This window comes from Methylobacterium sp. NEAU K (genome assembly GCF_030700285.1).
Classification (GTDB): Bacteria; Pseudomonadota; Alphaproteobacteria; order Rhizobiales; family Beijerinckiaceae; genus Methylobacterium.
Genome location: NZ_JAUYZJ010000001.1, coordinates 238,763 through 254,560 on the forward strand (window position 1 = coordinate 238,763; position 15,798 = coordinate 254,560).

Here is a 15,798-nt window from a genome sequence, read left to right on the forward strand (position 1 = left end):
GCCGACCCTGGAAAGCCGACCGGACTCCCGCTATAGACGGGCGGTGCAGCCGAGACGCTTCCAAGCCTGCGGCTGCGGACCCGTGCGATGAACGCCCTCGACCTTCCAAAGCCAGCCCACGAGACCCGCGTCGTCGTCGCCATGTCCGGCGGCGTCGATTCCTCCGTGGTCGCGGGGCTCCTGAAGCGCGCGGGCTTCGACGTGGTCGGCGTCACGCTCCAGCTCTACGACCACGGCGCCGCGAGCCACCGCAAGGGCGCCTGCTGCGCCGGCCAGGACATTCACGACGCCCGGTCCGCGGCCGAGCATCTCGGCATCCCGCATTATGTCCTCGACTACGAGGATCGGTTCCGCGACGCGGTCATCGAGAAATTCGCCGAGAGCTACCTCGCCGGCGAGACGCCGATCCCCTGCGTCGAGTGCAACCGCACGGTGAAGTTCCGGGATCTGCTGGGCCTCGCCCGGGATCTCAACGCCGACGCGCTCGCCACCGGACATTACGTGGCGAGCCGGGCGCTGCCGGGCGGCGGCCGGGCACTTCACCGCGCCCTCGATCCGGCACGGGACCAGAGCTACTTCCTGTATGCGACGACGGCCGAGCAGCTGGCTTTCCTGCGCTTCCCGCTGGGCGAGATGTCCAAGACCGAGACCCGCGCGCTTGCGAAGGATCTTGGCCTCTCGCTCGCGGAGAAGCCGGACAGCCAGGACATCTGTTTCGTGCCGCAGGGCCGCTACAGCGACGTGATCGCGCGCCTGCGTCCGGACGCGGCCCGGCCCGGCGAGATCGTCGACCTCTCCGGGAAGGTTCTCGGGCAGCACGCGGGCATCGTTCACTACACGGTCGGACAGCGCCGGGGTCTCGGCCTGTCGGGGTCCGAGCCGTTCTACGTCGTGCGCCTGGAGCCGGATACCGCCCGGGTGGTGGTCGGCCCGCGCGATTCCCTGGCGACGACCCGCCTCCGCCTCTCGGACCTGAACTGGCTCGGCGAGGGGCCGGCCTCTTCCGTGCGCGACATGCCCGTTGCGGTCCGCGTGCGCTCGACCCGGCCGCCCCGGCCGGCGACGCTCACGGTCGGGCCGGGCGGGGAGGCCGAGGTGGTGCTAGCCGAACCCGAGGACGGCGTCTCGCCCGGCCAGGCCTGCGCGATCTACAGCGACGACGGGTCCCGGGCTCGGGTGCTCGGCGGCGGCACCATCCGCCGCGTCGATGCGTTGTCGGCCCGGCCCCGAGAGGCCGCCTGATTTCAACCTCTGGAAAAGTCTAGATCCTATGCTGAGCGAGCCGCAGGTGGCCGGGCCGAGCACGGCCCTGATGCGCAAGGCCTATGCCCGCTGGGCCCCCGTCTACGACGTGGTCTACGACAAGCTCACCGAGCCCGCGGCCCGTGCCGCAGTGGAGGCGGCGGCCCAGCACGGGCCGCGGATCCTGGAGGCCGGAGTCGGCACCGGGCTCGCCCTCGGCTACTATCCCAAGAGCAGCTTCGTCTGCGGGGTCGATCTCTCCGAGGACATGCTCAAGCGGGCCCGCGCCAAGGTCCGGCGCCGGGGCCTGTCGCATGTCCGCGGCCTGCAGGTGATGGATGTGTGCCATCTGGGCTACGCCGATGCGAGCTTCGATGCCGTGGTGGCGCAGTTCCTGATCACCCTGGTGCCCGATCCCGAGGCCGCCCTGTCCGAGTTTCTGAGGGTGGTCCGGCCCGGCGGCGGCATCGTGCTCGCCAACCATTTCGGCCAGAGCAACGGCCCCGTCGCCCGGGTCGAGGAGATCGTTGCGCCGCTCTGCACCAAGATCGGCTGGTCGTCGGATTTCAAGGCGACCCGGATCGAGGCCTGGGCGCGGCGCAACGGTGTCGAGGTCCTGGGGCTGAAACCCACATTCCCGGGCGGCTTCTTCAAGATCCTGCGGATGCGCAAGGCCGGGTGAGGGACGCCGGTCCAGCTTCCGTCCCTGAGGGGCGCTGGCGGTGGCTGCGGCGCTGGCTGCCGCTGGCGCTCCTCCTGTGCGTCTCGGCCATTGTGCTGGTCTCCGGCGTGGCCCAGCTCCTCAGCCTCGACCGGCTGCTCGCCTCGCGGGCGTGGCTGCGCGGCTTCGTCGATGCCGGCTTCGCCCGCGCGTTGGTCGCGGCCTATCTCGTCTATGTCGGGGCCGTGGTGGTGTCGGTGCCGGCTACGCTGATCCTGACCATGATCTGCGGCTTCCTGTTCGGGATCGTGCCGGGGGCGCTCACGGCGGTCTGCGCCGCCACCACGGGCGCCGCGCTCGTGTTCGCGATCGGCCGGGGCCCTGGCGCCGACCTGCTGCAGCGGATGGGCGGGACACGTCTCCCGGCGCTGGCGGACGGGTTCCGGCGCGACGCCTTCGGCTATATCGCGGTCATGCGCCTGCTGCCGTTGTTCCCGTTCTGGATGACGAATCTCGCGCCGGCTGCCTTCGGAGTGAAGATGCGGGTCTTCGTCCTTGCTACCTTCCTGGGCCTCCTGCCGGGTGCCCTGGTCTACGCGACGACCGGATCGGGGATCGAGGACGTCGTCGCAGCTCACGAGACCGCCAAGGCCGCCTGCCTGGCGACGGGTGCGCTCGGCTGCGACAGCGCCCTGACGCTGCGGGCCCTGGTCACGCCCAAGATGGTCGCCGGCCTCGCGATGCTCGCCGTGTTCGCCTTGGGCAGCATCCTCTTGAGCCGGCGCGTGCGGAGCGGCTGAGAGTCGTTCTCGAGCCGGCGGCGCCTCTGCGGGCCTCGGTTCGGGGCGGTGGACGTTTTCCGGAGCGTTCAGGGGCACATGCAACCGCGTCGGCTCAGGTACCGTATAGTGCTGACGGGTAAGAGCCTGTATTCCCGCCTCCGAACTTGTGGCGTCACGAACATGTCCTGTGCGAAGGCCGGAAGCGGCTCGAGCTATCGCAGTCTCCACCACGCCGTCCTCCGTCCGCGATATCTGCGCGGAGCGTGATGGGCGTGGCCGTCGATTCCGACATGGCCGCGGCTCCGGTGACCCCGGGCTCCGCCGCGGCGCGCGAGACGCCCGACCGGCGTCCGACGCGCCTCGGCCTGTCCGGGCGGCTGTTCCTCGTCACCGTCGCCTTCGTGGTAGTGGCCGAGGTGCTGACCTACGTGCCGGCGGTGGCCAATTACCGGATCGAATGGATGGCCGACCGGGTCGCGGCCGCGCAGGTCGCCGCCCTCGTCCTCGACGGCCGGACCGGCGAGCCGGTCTCTGAGGCCCTGGAAGCCCGGCTGCTCGCCGGCGTCAACGCGCGAGCGATCGCGGTCCGCGGCGGCGGTGCCCAGCGCCTGCTCGCCATCGAGCCGATGCCCGAGATGGTCGCCGACACCGTCGACCTGCGCGACGTCACCGCCTTGTCGACGATCCGGGGCGCGTGGCGCACCCTGGTCGCCCCGGTCCGCGAGCCGATCCGGGTGATTGGGGAGGGCGGCGTCGGTTTCGACCGCGTCGAGATCCTGCTCGACGAAGCGCCGCTCCGCACCGCGATGATCGACTATGCGCTGCGGCTGCTGGTCTCCTCGCTGATCATCGCCGCCTCCGCGGCCGGCCTGGTCTTCGTGGTGCTGCAGGTGCTGATCGTGCGCCCGGTGCGGCGGCTCGCCACCAGCATCACCGCCTTCGCGGAAGACCCGGAGAATGCCGGCCGGATCATCGCACCGTCCCGCCGGAGCGACGAGATCGGGCAGGCCGAGCTTGCCCTCGGGCGGATGCAGCGCATCCTCGCCGAGCAGCTCCGCCAGAAGCGGCGGCTCGCCGAGCTGGGGCTGGCCGTGAGCAAGATCAGCCATGAGCTGCGCAACCTCCTCACCGGGGCCCAATTGCTGGGCGACCGCCTGGAGGACACCGCCGACCCGATGGTCCAGCGCGTGGCGCCCCGCCTCGTGGCGACCATCGCCCGGGCGATCCGCTTCTGCGAGGCGACCCTCGCCTACGGGCGCGTCGCCGAGCGGTCGCCGCGCCTGACCAGCACGCCGCTCGCGCCGATCCTCTCGGATCTTCCTGATCTCGCCGCGCTGGTGGCGCACCCGGTGGCGGTCCAGGTGGCGGCGAGCGATCTGCGCGTGCAGGCCGATCCGGAGCAGCTCGCCCGGGCGCTGGCCAATCTCGTGCGCAACGCCGTGCAGGCGCTGGACGGGGCCAAGGTCGCGGGCGCCGAGGTGCAGGTCGCCGCCGTCCGCGAAGAGCCGGGCCGGGTGACCATCCTGGTGACCGACAACGGTCCCGGCCTGCCGGCGCGGGCGCGCGAGAACCTGTTCTCGCCATTCCAGGGCTCGATGCGCTCGGGTGGCACCGGCCTCGGCCTGCCGATCGCGGCCGAGCTGATCGGGATCAACGGCGGCACCCTCACCCTCGATGCGGGCGAGGGCGGGGCCCGGTTCCGGATCGTCCTGCCCGAGGGCTGACGCCCTATTCCGCCGCGGCGAGAACGGGCTCGGCGACGCGGATGCCGAGATCCTGCAGCAGGGCGGCATCCGAGTCCGCCTCGTTGTTGGCGGTGGTCAGCAGGCGCTCGCCGTAGAAGATCGAATTGGCTCCGGCGAGAAAGCACAGGGCCTGGGCCTCCCGGCTGAGAGCCCGGCGCCCGGCACTGAGGCGCACGCGGGCCTTGGGCATCACGATGCGGGCCGTGGCGCACATCCGCACCATCTCGAAGGGATCCACCGTTGAAGCGGCGTCACCGAGGGGCGTGCCGGGGACGGCGGCGAGCGCGTTGATCGGCACGCTCTCCGGATGCGGCGCGTGATTGGCCAGCACCTGAAGCATCGCGACGCGGTCGCCAACCCCCTCGCCGAGGCCGATGATGCCGCCGCAGCAGACACCGATCCCCGCCTCGCGCACCCGCTCCAGCGTGTTCAGGCGATCCTCATAGGTCCGGGTCGAGACGATCTTCTCGTAGTAGTCCGGTCCGGTATCGAGGTTATGGTTGTAGGCAGTGAGGCCCGCCTCGGCCAAGCGCTCCGCCTGGCTGGTCGTCAGCATGCCGAGGGTGACGCAGGCCTCCATCCCGAGCCCGCGCACGCCCCGCACCATGGCCAGCACGGAGTCGAATTCCGGGCCGTCCTTCGGGCTGCGCCAAGCGGCGCCCATGCAGAAGCGCGTCGCACCATTGGCCTTTGCGGCCGCGGCCTCGGCGAGCACCGTCTCCACCGGCATCAGACGCTGGCGCGGCAGGCCGGTCTCCTTGTGGTGGGCCGATTGCGAGCAGTAGCCGCAATCCTCCGGGCAGCCCCCTGTCTTGATCGAGAGCAGGCTCGCGCGCTGGACGTCGCCGGGGTCGTTGTGCGCCCGATGCACGCTCGCGGCCCGATGCACGAGATCGAGCAACGGCATGTCGTGGATCGCGCGGATTTCCGTCACGCTCCAGTCATGGCGGATGTCGTGCACGTGCGGGTCGGCAGTTTGGCTCATGGACACTTCTTGAGTGGGATCGGCGAACAAAATCAAGCGCTATGCGCGGCGCACCTTCCCGAACGGGGCGACACCGCCGTCGAGCAGGGTACGGGGAAGCGGGATCCGAGTTTCCGAAAAGATGATGCGGTAACAGAGATTTGGAGCGTGCCGCTGTCGCCGTGGAAAAGCGGCACGCTCGCGCTCAATGCGTCGGCTCGCCGGCAGAGACCTTCGCGGTCCAGTCGTCGAAGGCGATCACCTTCTGGCGCTGCTCGCCCAGGCGGTCGATCCGCAGGACCATCTCGTCGCCGGCCTTCAGGTAGCGCGGCGGCTTCATGCCCAGGCCGACACCGGGCGGCGTCCCGGTGGTGATCACGTCGCCGGGCTCCAGCAGCATGAAATGGGAGGTGTAGGCGACGAGTTGGGGCACGTCGAAGATCATCGTCGCGGTGGAGCCGGTCTGCCGGCGCTCGCCGTTCACGTCGAGGCTCATGGCGAGGTTCTTCAGGTCGGGAATCTCGTCGAGGGTCACCAGCCACGGGCCCAGCGGGCCGAAGGTCGGCGCACTCTTGCCCTTGGTCCAGGTCGGCCCGCGGTCCATCTGCCATTCGCGCTCGGAGACGTCGTTGCAGATGCAGGCGCCCGCCACGTAGTCCAGCGCCTCGTTGGCGTGGACGTAGCTCGCGCGGCGGCCGATCACCACGGCGAGTTCCACCTCCCAGTCGGTCTTGGCCGAGCCCTTGGGGATGATCACCGTGTCGTTCGGCCCGCACAAGCTGGACGGCGCCTTGTTGAAGATGATCGGCTCCGCGGGGATCGGCGAGCCGGTTTCGGCGGCGTGGTCGGCGAAGTTGAGGCCGATGGCGACCACATTGCGCGTGCCGCCGACGCAGGGGCCGAGGCGCGTGTCCGGCGACAGCTTCGGCAGGGACTCGGGATCGAGGGCGCGGAGACGCGCCAGGGAGTCTGGCGCGAGAGCCTGCCCGGCGATGTCGCGCACCAGCCCCGAGAGATCGCGCAGCCCCCCTTTCGCATCCACGAGGCCGGGCTTCTCGTCGCCGCTCGGGCCATGCCGGAAGAGCTTCATTGCCGCGCTCCTTGTCCTTCCCTGATACCGGTCTGCGCCGGTGGCCGGGACCATGGCCGCGCGCCGCCGACGGTGCAAGGGCGGCGGTGAGGGGCGATGGCGTCGCCAGGGTGTCGCACCTTGGCCACACGATGGCTCAAAGTGCACATTCTGGCGCCTATGAAGTTATTGTTTATGTTCGATGGGCTCGTGAATAATTCGGCATTTGATGTGCGGATTAAGATTGCAATATTGGTATCTATGCTCGAATTTTACATGTAACCGCAGATATATAGAATTTCGTCGGGCGGTCCAGAAGAGAGATCGCCGTTGCGATGGACTACTGAAAGCCTGCACCATGCTTCCAATGGCGCCCCACGTGTAAGCAAAGTCGCATCAGGGCGCTCGGCTAAGACAAGCTGTTCGGGGGAAACACATGGGTGGGACAATGCGCGCGGCGGCGTTCGCGGCTTCGGTGGCGTTGCTCGGCCTTGGAGAGGCGCAGGCAGGGGCCTTCGGCATCCGGGAGCAGAGCACCGAGGCTCAGGGTCTCTCCTATGCGGGCGCGGCCGCCGGCTCCGGCGGCGTCTCGTCGATGTTCTGGAATCCCGCGGTCATCACGATGAACCCGGGTTTCGTCGCCGAGCAGAACCTCACGTATGTCGGCCTGTCGTCCGACATCCGGCCGGCGCCGGGCACCAATCCCGGCTTCGCCCGGCTGGGCGGATCCGGCGATATCGGCCAGGGCGCCGTCGTGCCGGCGGGGGCCAGCTCCTACCAGCTGAACGACCGCCTGTGGCTCGGCCTCTCCACCGGTGCCCCCTTCGGCCTCGCGACCAAGCCGAACCAGGCCTGGGCGGGTGAGGTCTACGGGCGCTCGTCCCGGATCTTCTCGCTGGCGATTAACCCGGTGATCGGGTTCAAGGTCAACGAGTGGCTCTCCCTCGCGGCCGGCTCGAACATCGAGTATTTCCGGCTGACGCTCCGGCAGGCCCTGCCGATCCCCGGCTTCCTGCCGACCGTCTATCCGAGCTCGTTCCTGAAGGGCGAATCCTGGGGCGTCGGCTTCACCGCCGGCGCGACCCTGACCCCCCGGGACGGGACCGTGCTGGGCATCGGATACCGTTCCTCGGTGCACCATGACATCGAGGGGGCGATCGGCGTGCCGCTGGTGGCGCTCGCCCCGCTGGCCGGGCAGGTCCGCTCGAGGCTCAACACCTCGGACAAGCTGAGCGTCGGCCTCGTCCAGGCGATCTCGCCCGTTGCCCGGGTCGATCTCGGCTTTGAGTGGGACCAGTGGTCGAGGCTCGGGACGATCGGTATCGTCTCGAACCGCCTCGGGCTGCCGGTGAGCAACCTGCCGCTGAACTACAAGGACGGGTCCACTTACTCGATCGGCGCCGATTACGACGCCGCGCCCAACCTGACGCTGCGGACCGGCTTCGCCTACGAATCGTCGCCGATCGACTTCACGAACCGCTCGGTGCGGCTGCCGGACGGGGACCGTTACATCGCCTCGGTGGGCGCAAGCTACCGCTGGAACGAGCGCCTGACCCTGAACCTCGCCTATTCGCATTTCTTCCTGGACCGCTCCCGCATCCTCGCGGGGATCGGGCGCGACTACAACGTCGGCAACATCGCCTTCGCCGGCGTGGTCGATTCGAGCGCCGACATCGTCTCGGTGGGCTTCCGCTACGTGTTCGGCGCGCCACCCCCGGTCGCCCCGGCGCCTCTGGTGCGCAAGTACTGAGGCGGTTTCCGCCAGCGGCGGTTGCGCCTCAGGAGCGCATCCGCACGTAGGTCCCGGGTGCCGGCCCGAGCGACGGCAGCGCGCCCCCGCCGGGGGCGCGGGCCGGTACCCGCTCGGGGGCCTGCGCCTCGATCCACTGGAACCAGTAGGGCCACCACGAGCCCTTGGTCTCGACGGCCGCCGAGATCCAGTCCTCGAGCGTGCCCTTGACCGGGCCGCCGGTCCAGTAGCCGTATTTCGGCTTCGACGGCGGGTTGATCACGCCGGCGATGTGGCCCGAGCCCGCCAGCACGTAATCGACCTTGCCGCCGAACTTCGTCGAGCCTTCGAACACCGAGATTGCTGGCGCGATGTGATCCTCGCGGGTGGCGAGATTGAAGATCGGCACCTGCACCTTCTTCAGGTCGAGCCGGACGTTGCCCAGCACCATCCTACCCTGGGCCAGCGTGTTCTCCAGGTAGCAGTTGCGCAGGTAGAAGGAATGGTTCGCGGCCGGCATCCGCGTGGCGTCGGAGTTCCAGTACAGCAGGTCGAAAGCCGAGGGCGTCTTGCCCTTGATGTAGTTGTTCACGATGTAGGGCCAGATCAGATCGTTCGGCCGCAGCATGTTGAAGGCGTTGGCCATGCGGGCTCCTTCCAGGTACCCGCGCTCGGCCATGCGCGCCTCGATCTGGCGGATCTGCTCCTCGTCGGCGAAGACTTTCAGGTCGCCCGCATGGGTGAAGTCGACCTGCGTGGTGAGCAGCGTGGCGCTCTTGATCCGGCGGTTGCCCGTGGCCGCCTGCATGGCCAGCGTCACGGCGAGCAGGGTGCCGCCCACGCAGTAGCCCGCTGCCGTCACCTCGCTCTCGCCGGTGGCGACGCCGATCGCGTCGATCGCCGCCTCGATCCCATCGCGCATGTAGGATTCGAAATCCTTGTCGGCGTGCCGGGCGTCCGGGTTCACCCACGAGATGCAGAACACCGTCAGGCCTTGGTCGACCATCCACTTCAGGAAGCTCTTCTGAGGGTTGAGGTCGAGGATGTAGAACTTGTTGATCCAGGGCGGCACCATCAGGAACGGGCGCCGCAGCACGGTCTCGGTGCTGGGTGCATACTGGATCAGCTCGATCAGGTCGTTGCGGAACACCACCTCGCCGGGCGTGACCGCCATGTTGCGCCCGACCTCGAACCCGCTCGGATCGGTCTGGCGCACCCGCAGCTGTCCGCCGCCGGCCTCGAGATCCTCCTCGTACATCTTGAGGCCGCGCACCAGGTTGGCGCCGCTCTCCTGAAGGGTGTGGCGGATCAGCTCCGGGTTAGTCGGCAGGAAGTTCGACGGCGAGAGCATGCTGGTGAGCTGGCGCAGGTAGAACTGCGCCTTGTGGCGCGTGCGTTCGTCGATCCCCTCGGCCTCGTCGACGAGGCTCTCGGCCCAGCGCGACGCGATCAGGTAGCCCTGCTTGATGAAGTCGAAATACGGGTTCGTCGACCATTCGGCATGACTGAAGCGCCCGTCCCGGGGCTCGGGAACCGCCACGGGATCGGTCTGCTGGCCCTGAAGGCGCAGGTAGGTGGAGCCCCAAAGCGCCAGGAAGGCTTGCGACAGCCGCGACTGGGCCTCGGCGCTCCGCTTCGGATCGGAGAGCCACGCCTCGGCGATCTGGCCGAGGGTCTTCACCGCCTCGTTGACCTCCTCGGCCGGGCCGCCCGGCTGCGCCTCGGGCTTGAGCAGGCGGGCGGCGCTGCGCCCTAGCGCCTCGACGAATTGGCCGGCATTGCGCGACAGGGCCTCGAAATCGGGCAGGGGCGCTGCCATGCCGTCCGGAATCGCGCCATTCGTGACGGGTTTCCGAGCGGCAGCCTGGTTCGGCGCCTGCGTTTGCGGGCTCGTCACGCGTGCCTCCCTGTGCGGTGTATCGGCCCGACCGTCGGTGAGCCTCGTTTCCGACAAATTAAGGAGCGAGCGAGAGGTTGCGCCAGCCCGATCGCGGATGTCGCCGAAACATCCGCTCGATCTTCTCATGGTCCTGCGCTCATGCATCGCGCCTTTTTGAACACCGTCACGCCAGCCGATCGGCCGATCGGCGGCTGGGGACCGGCGCGCGGCCTCGCCCTGACGGCCCTGGCCCTGCTGGCCGTGCCGCTCGCGGCCTGTTCGGGCGACGCGGTGCGCACCCTCGCCACCGACGCGGGCTATGGCCCGAGAGTCGTGGCGGCGCCGAATTTCGTGGCCGAATCGCGGGGCCGGGAAACGCCCGACTTCATGCCGGTGGGCGTCGATGCGCCGAAGCGCCCGGTCCGCGCCAAGTCGATCGAGAAGCAGAAGGCCCTGCAGGCCGAACTCGAGGGCGCCCGCGGGCGCAACGAGACCCGCGGGCGCGCCGCCGAGAGCGCCGGCCGCGGCGCCGCGGCCGCGATCAAGCCGGCCCCGGTGGCGCAATAGCCGCCCGGTCCGGCCCGGATTTTTGTGGGTCGGCGGCGGCGCGCAACTCTGATAGAGCGATTCCTTCGCGCGACCGGCATGAACGAGAGACGCCAGATTCGGGACGCGCCGATGGACACGCCGATGACCGACTTCCACCGCATCAAGCGCCTGCCGCCCTACGTGTTCGAGCAGGTCAACCGGATCAAGGCCACCGCCCGGGCGCAGGGCGCCGACATCATCGATCTCGGCATGGGCAACCCCGACCTCGACGCCCCCAAGCACGTCATCGCCAAGCTGTGCGAGACGGCCGGACGCCCCCGCACCGACCGCTACTCGGCCTCCAAGGGCATCGCCGGCCTGCGCAAGGCCCAGGCCGGCTACTACCAGCGCCGCTTCGGCGTGAGCCTCAACCCCGACACGCAGGTGGTGGCGACGCTGGGCTCGAAGGAAGGCTTTGCCAACATGGCCCAGGCGATCACCGCGCCGGGCGACGTGGTGCTGGTGCCGAACCCGAGCTACCCGATCCACGCCTTCGGCTTCCTGATGGCCGGCGGCGTGATCCGCTCCGTGCCCGCCGAGCCGACCCCGGCGATGTTCCCGGCGCTGGAGCGGGCCATGCGCCACTCGATCCCGAAGCCCGTGGCCCTGGTGGTCTGCTACCCGTCGAACCCGACCGCCTACGTGGCGGATCTGGATTTCTACCGGGACCTCGTGGCCTTTGCGAAGCAGCACGAGCTGATCCTGCTCTCGGACCTCGCCTACGCGGAAGTCTATTTCGACGGCAACCCGCCGCCCTCCGTCCTGCAGGTCCCGGGTGCGATCGACTGCACGGTTGAGTTCACTTCCCTCTCGAAGACCTACTCCATGGCCGGCTGGCGCATGGGCTTCGCGGTGGGCAACGAACGCTTGCTGGCGGCGCTCTCCCGGGTGAAGTCGTATCTGGATTACGGCGCCTTCACGCCGATCCAGGTCGCTGCGACCGCCGCCCTCAACGGTCCGGACGACTGCATTCACGAGATGCGCGCCACCTATCGGAAGCGGCGCGACGCGCTGGTGGAATCCTTCGGCAAGGCCGGCTGGACCATCCCGTCGCCCGCGGCCTCGATGTTCGCCTGGGTCCCGATCCCGGAGCGCTACCGGGAGATGGGGAGCCTGGAATTCTCGAAGCTGCTGCTGGAGAAGTCCGACGTGGCGGTGGCGCCGGGCATCGGCTTCGGCGAGTTCGGCGACGAGTACGTGCGCATCGCGCTGGTGGAGAACGAGCAGCGCATCCGGCAGGCCGCGCGCAACATCCGCCGGTTCTTCGACGGCGGCGACAAGACCCTGCACAACGTCGTGCCGATGGCCCGGGCCGTCTGAGGCGCGTCCGGAAGGGACCTCGGCTCGGGTGAGCCCGGGCCGGTTCGATTGTTGCCGCCGGGCGACAGGCTCCGTCAAAGGCGCCGTCGCCCCGCGCCGGAGCTTGTCAGGGCGCATCGCGATGCGCAGGGTCAGGTGCGGGGGTCTTCCCGCGTTCCGAGTGTTGCATGCGCCGCCTCAACCTCATCGCCGCCCTGCTGCTTGCCGCTGCGATCTCGGCCTGCGCGCCGAACCCGATCATCGCCCGGGACCCAGTGCCGGCGCCGGGCCCGATGGATGCCTATCGCTGCGACTCGAAGCCGTTGCCGCTCAACGCCTTCATGTCCGATTGCCGGGCCGTGCCCGTAGCCCCACAGGCGGTCGTCCGCGCCCGCGGCTGACCGGGCCGCGAATTTCCGGTCACCGATCGGTCCGCATGCATCGGACGGGCCGCCCGCGATCGGATAGACTCAAGGCTTGATGCCGGCTCGCCCGGCCCGTTACGGAGCATCGCGTGAGCACCAAGACCCTGATCGCCGCCGGACTGCTCGCCCTCGGCGCCGGACAGGGCGCGTCGGCCGCGGACGCGGTCTACCCGCCCGCCCGGTACCAGCCGCGCGCCTTCGTGTTCGTCGCCCCCAACGGCCCGACGGTTCTGCAGACCGAAGGCGGGTACCAGCCGGTCGTGCCGCCCGGGCGCCCCGATCTCGCCGTGCCGCCGGTCCCGGTGGCCGAGGTGATGAACGGCGGTGGATTCGGCTACACCGGGTTCGACTATTACAACGACCAGCTCACGGAGGGTCGTTTCGGCGCGCAGAGGCGCCCGAAGGAGTACGTGATCGCCCCGTCCTACATCGTGCCGCCGCGCTACTGAGGGCGGCGCCGTCGTCATCGCGCGGCTCCGTGCAGCCGGGGCGTCGGCGACTTTCAATCGCGCGCCGCCCTTCGCTCGATACGGCGGTGCGACGGCCCGCCGTTTACAGGGCGGCCCCCGGGCGGTATCACCCCGGCCCGACACATCCACCTCATTCCCGAAAAACCAGATGCGCGCCGAGATCGAGCAAGCCTCGGATGCCGCCAAGCAGTCTATAGGGCTGCTGAGGAGGCATCTTTGACTGGGATACCGTCGATAAACGCCTCGCGGAGCTGAACGCGGCGTCCGAGAATCCGGACCTTTGGAACGACGCCGAGGCCGCGCAGAAGGTCATGCGCGATCGCCAGCAGCTCGACGAGGCGGTGTCCGCCATCCGCAAGCTGGAGCGCGACCTTGAGGACGGCGCGACGCTGATCGAACTCGGCGAGATGGAGGGCGACGAGTCCTCGATCCGCGAGGGCGAGGCCGCGATCCTCGCCGTCGAGAAGGAGGCGGCGAGCCGGCAGGTCGAGACCCTGCTGTCTGGCGAGGCCGACGGCTTCGACACCTATCTCGAGGTCCATGCCGGTGCCGGCGGCACCGAGAGCCAGGACTGGGCCAACATGCTCCAGCGCATGTATGCGCGCTGGGCCGAGCGTCGGAAATACAAGGTCGATATCGTCGAGTGGTCCGATGGTGAGGAGGCCGGGATCAAGGGCGCCACGCTCCTGATCAAGGGCCACAACGCCTACGGCTGGCTCAAGACGGAGTCCGGCGTGCACCGGCTGGTGCGGATCTCGCCCTACGATTCCAGCGCGCGGCGGCACACGAGCTTCGCGAGCGTCTGGGTCTATCCGGTGATCGACGACAGGATCGAGATCGAGATCAAGGAATCCGATTGCCGGATCGACACCTACCGGTCGTCGGGTGCCGGCGGCCAGCACGTCAACACCACCGACTCGGCGGTGCGCATCACCCACAACCCGACCGGGATCGTGGTGGCGTGCCAGCAGGAGCGCTCCCAGCACAAGAACCGGGCCACCGCCTGGAACATGCTGCGCGCCCGGCTCTACGAGGCCGAGCTGAAGAAGCGCGAGGAGAAGGCCAACGCGGAGGCCGCGGCCAAGACCGATATCGGCTGGGGCCACCAGATCCGCTCCTACGTGCTCCAGCCCTATCAGCTCGTGAAGGACCTGCGCACCGGCACCCAGTCGACCGACCCGGACGAGGTGCTCGACGGCGCCCTCGACCCGTTCATGGAGGCCTCCCTGGCCCAACGGGTCTACGGCGGCGGAGAGGCGGTCGAGGACATCGACTGAGTTGGCCGACGGGCTTCCCCTCCCCAGATCGGGGGAGGGGACAGCCTCCTCAATATCCCAGCGCCGACCCGTCCTTGCGCGGATCTGATCCCGCCACCAGCGTGCCGGCCTTGCGGTCGATCCAGATGATCTGGCCTCCGCCCAGCGGCAGGGGGGCGCGGATGGCCGGGTGGCCGCGCTCTGCGAGTGCCGCCATCACGGAATCGGGAATACCCCCCTCCAGCTCCAGGCTGCCCCCGTAGGCGAAGCTGCGGGGGGCATCCAGCGCCTCCTGCACGTCGAGACTTCGGTCCAGGATGCCGGTGAGCAGCTCGACATGGCCCATCGCCTGATAATGGCCGCCCATGACGCCGAAGGGTGCGATGGCCCGGCCGTCCTTCATCAGCATGCCTGGGATGATCGTGTGCATCGGCCGCTTGCCCGGCCCGACGCTGTTCGGGTGTCCGGCCTCCGTGCGGAACGACAGGCCGCGGTTGTGCAGCAGCACGCCGCTCTCCGGCGCCAGGATGCCCGAACCGAAGCCCTGGAACACCGAGTTGATCAGCGAGAGCGCGTTGCCGTCCCGGTCGACCACGCAGAGGTAGACCGTGTCCTTGTGCGCGCGCCCTTCCGCGACCTCCCGGGCGATCTCGGGATAGATCTCCGGCGCCCTTGCCCGGCCCATGTCGATCGTCCCGTGGGCGGCGGCCTTCCAGGCATCCGAGAGCAGATGCTCCACCGGCACCTTCGCGAGCGCGGCGTCCCCGAACAGGACGTCGCGGTGGTGATAGGCCTGCTTGCAGGTCTCGGCGAAGAGGTGAAGCCGGTCGAGGTCCGACAGCGCGCCCACATCGTAGTGGGAGAGCACGTTGAACATCATCAGCGCGGCGAGCCCCTGGCCGGCGGGCGGGCACTCGTAGACGTCGTAGCCGCGGTAGCGGGTCGAGACCGGCACGACCACGTCGGGCCGCGCGGCCGCGAAGTCGTCGAGGGTGTGCAGGCCGCCGAGTGCGGTGAGGCGGCCGACGATGTCTTCGGCCACCGGCCCCGCGTAGAAGCCGCGCGGGCCCGCTTCCGCGATTCGCCGGAGCGTCGCTGCGAGCTTCGGCAGGCGGAAGACGCTGCCGATCGCCGGGGCTTGGCCGCCGGGCAGGTAGGTTACGGCGGCGTAGGGGTCGCCGGCGACCCGGGGCACGCAGCGCTGCCAGTCCCAGCCGACCCGCTGCTGGATCACGAACCCGTCCTCGGCGTAGCGGATCGCCGGCTGGAGCAGCTCGCCGAAAGAGCGGGTGCCGTATTCGCGCACCAGCAGGTCCCAGGCACCGATCGCGCCCGGCACGGTGACGGCGTGCGGCGAGGTCGGTGTGATGGCGATTCCATGCTCCGCGTACCAGTCCGGCGTCGCGGCGGCGGGCGCCCGCCCCGAGCCGTCGATCGCGATCGGCACCGAGGCGCCGGCGGGGGCGTAGAGCGCGAAGCAGTCGCCGCCGATGCCGGTCATCAGCGGGTCGACCACGCATTGCACGGCCACGGCCGCGATCCCGGCATCGACGGCGTTGCCGCCTGCGCGCAGGACCTCGATGGCCGCCAGCGTCGAGAGCGGGTGCGAGGTCGCGACCGCGGCATTGGCGGCGTAGACCGGTGAACGCCCGGGTGCGGAGAAGTCTCTCACGGGAAAACCTGCCTTGT

Annotated in this window: 14 protein-coding genes; 10 read left to right on the forward strand and 4 right to left on the reverse strand. The window is 69.5% G+C overall.

The features are described from left to right. Nucleotides 1-87: 87 nt before the first annotated feature. The 4 genes from mnmA (at nt 88) to Q8W67_RS01150 (ending at nt 4,409) form a co-directional block, all read left to right on the forward strand. Complete coding sequence (gene mnmA / locus Q8W67_RS01135; protein ID WP_305539378.1) at nt 88-1,242, forward strand: tRNA 2-thiouridine(34) synthase MnmA; 1,155 nt, start codon at nt 88-90, stop codon at nt 1,240-1,242. A gap of 28 nt (nt 1,243-1,270) precedes the next feature. Then, complete coding sequence (locus Q8W67_RS01140) at nt 1,271-1,924, forward strand: class I SAM-dependent methyltransferase (protein WP_305539380.1); 654 nt, start codon at nt 1,271-1,273, stop codon at nt 1,922-1,924. Continuing rightward, complete coding sequence (locus Q8W67_RS01145) at nt 1,921-2,703, forward strand: TVP38/TMEM64 family protein (protein WP_305539382.1); 783 nt, start codon at nt 1,921-1,923, stop codon at nt 2,701-2,703. Before Q8W67_RS01140 ends, Q8W67_RS01145 begins: the two co-directional genes overlap by 4 nt. 248 nt (nt 2,704-2,951) lie before the next feature. Next, nucleotides 2,952-4,409: a HAMP domain-containing sensor histidine kinase gene (locus Q8W67_RS01150; RefSeq protein ID WP_305539384.1), complete on the forward strand. Its 1,458-nt coding sequence runs from the start codon at nt 2,952-2,954 to the stop codon at nt 4,407-4,409. Nucleotides 4,410-4,413: 4 nt separating this feature from the next. On the opposite strand, the gene bioB is transcribed toward Q8W67_RS01150, so the two are convergent. Both bioB and Q8W67_RS01160 read right to left on the reverse strand, forming a co-directional pair. Further along, complete coding sequence (gene bioB, locus Q8W67_RS01155; protein WP_305539386.1) at nt 4,414-5,415, reverse strand: biotin synthase BioB; 1,002 nt, start codon at nt 5,413-5,415, stop codon at nt 4,414-4,416. 184 nt (nt 5,416-5,599) lie between these two features. Then, a complete protein-coding gene (locus Q8W67_RS01160; RefSeq protein ID WP_305539388.1) occupies nt 5,600-6,484 on the reverse strand; it encodes a fumarylacetoacetate hydrolase family protein in 885 nt (294 codons plus the stop codon). 415 nt (nt 6,485-6,899) lie between these two features. Here Q8W67_RS01160 and Q8W67_RS01165 point away from each other — a divergent pair, with 415 nt between their 5' ends. Further along, the gene (locus Q8W67_RS01165) at nt 6,900-8,213 is read left to right on the forward strand and encodes an OmpP1/FadL family transporter (RefSeq protein ID WP_305539390.1); all 1,314 of its coding nucleotides are present in this window, start codon (nt 6,900-6,902) and stop codon (nt 8,211-8,213) included. Nucleotides 8,214-8,241: 28 nt separating this feature from the next. Here the strand turns inward: Q8W67_RS01165 and phaC are convergent, their stop codons facing one another. After that, the gene (phaC, locus tag Q8W67_RS01170; protein ID WP_305539676.1) at nt 8,242-10,011 is read right to left on the reverse strand and encodes a class I poly(R)-hydroxyalkanoic acid synthase; all 1,770 of its coding nucleotides are present in this window, start codon (nt 10,009-10,011) and stop codon (nt 8,242-8,244) included. A gap of 234 nt (nt 10,012-10,245) precedes the next feature. On the opposite strand from phaC, the gene Q8W67_RS01175 reads away from it, so the two are divergent. The 5 genes from Q8W67_RS01175 (at nt 10,246) to prfB (ending at nt 14,130) form a co-directional block, all read left to right on the forward strand. After that, the gene (locus tag Q8W67_RS01175; RefSeq protein WP_305539392.1) at nt 10,246-10,638 is read left to right on the forward strand and encodes a hypothetical protein; all 393 of its coding nucleotides are present in this window, start codon (nt 10,246-10,248) and stop codon (nt 10,636-10,638) included. Nucleotides 10,639-10,761: 123 nt separating this feature from the next. Beyond that, entirely contained in the window at nt 10,762-11,979 is a 1,218-nt protein-coding gene (locus tag Q8W67_RS01180; protein ID WP_305539678.1) for an LL-diaminopimelate aminotransferase, read from the forward strand. 167 nt (nt 11,980-12,146) lie between these two features. Continuing rightward, a complete protein-coding gene (locus Q8W67_RS01185; protein ID WP_305539394.1) occupies nt 12,147-12,359 on the forward strand; it encodes a hypothetical protein in 213 nt (70 codons plus the stop codon). Between the two features lie 113 nt (nt 12,360-12,472). Then, nucleotides 12,473-12,832, forward strand: a complete 360-nt coding sequence (locus tag Q8W67_RS01190) for a hypothetical protein (protein WP_305539396.1) — start codon at nt 12,473-12,475, stop codon at nt 12,830-12,832. A 169-nt stretch (nt 12,833-13,001) separates the two neighbouring features. Then, nucleotides 13,002-14,130 (forward strand): peptide chain release factor 2 gene (prfB, locus tag Q8W67_RS01195; protein ID WP_305539398.1). Its coding sequence is split into 2 segments (ribosomal slippage): nt 13,002-13,070 and nt 13,072-14,130, totalling 1,128 coding nucleotides; the frame shifts between segments, so codons are not numbered across the junction. A 49-nt stretch (nt 14,131-14,179) separates the two neighbouring features. Here the strand turns inward: prfB and Q8W67_RS01200 are convergent. After that, nucleotides 14,180-15,781, reverse strand: a complete 1,602-nt coding sequence (locus Q8W67_RS01200; protein WP_305539400.1) for a gamma-glutamyltransferase family protein — start codon at nt 15,779-15,781, stop codon at nt 14,180-14,182. Between the last annotated feature and the right edge of the window lie 17 nt (nt 15,782-15,798).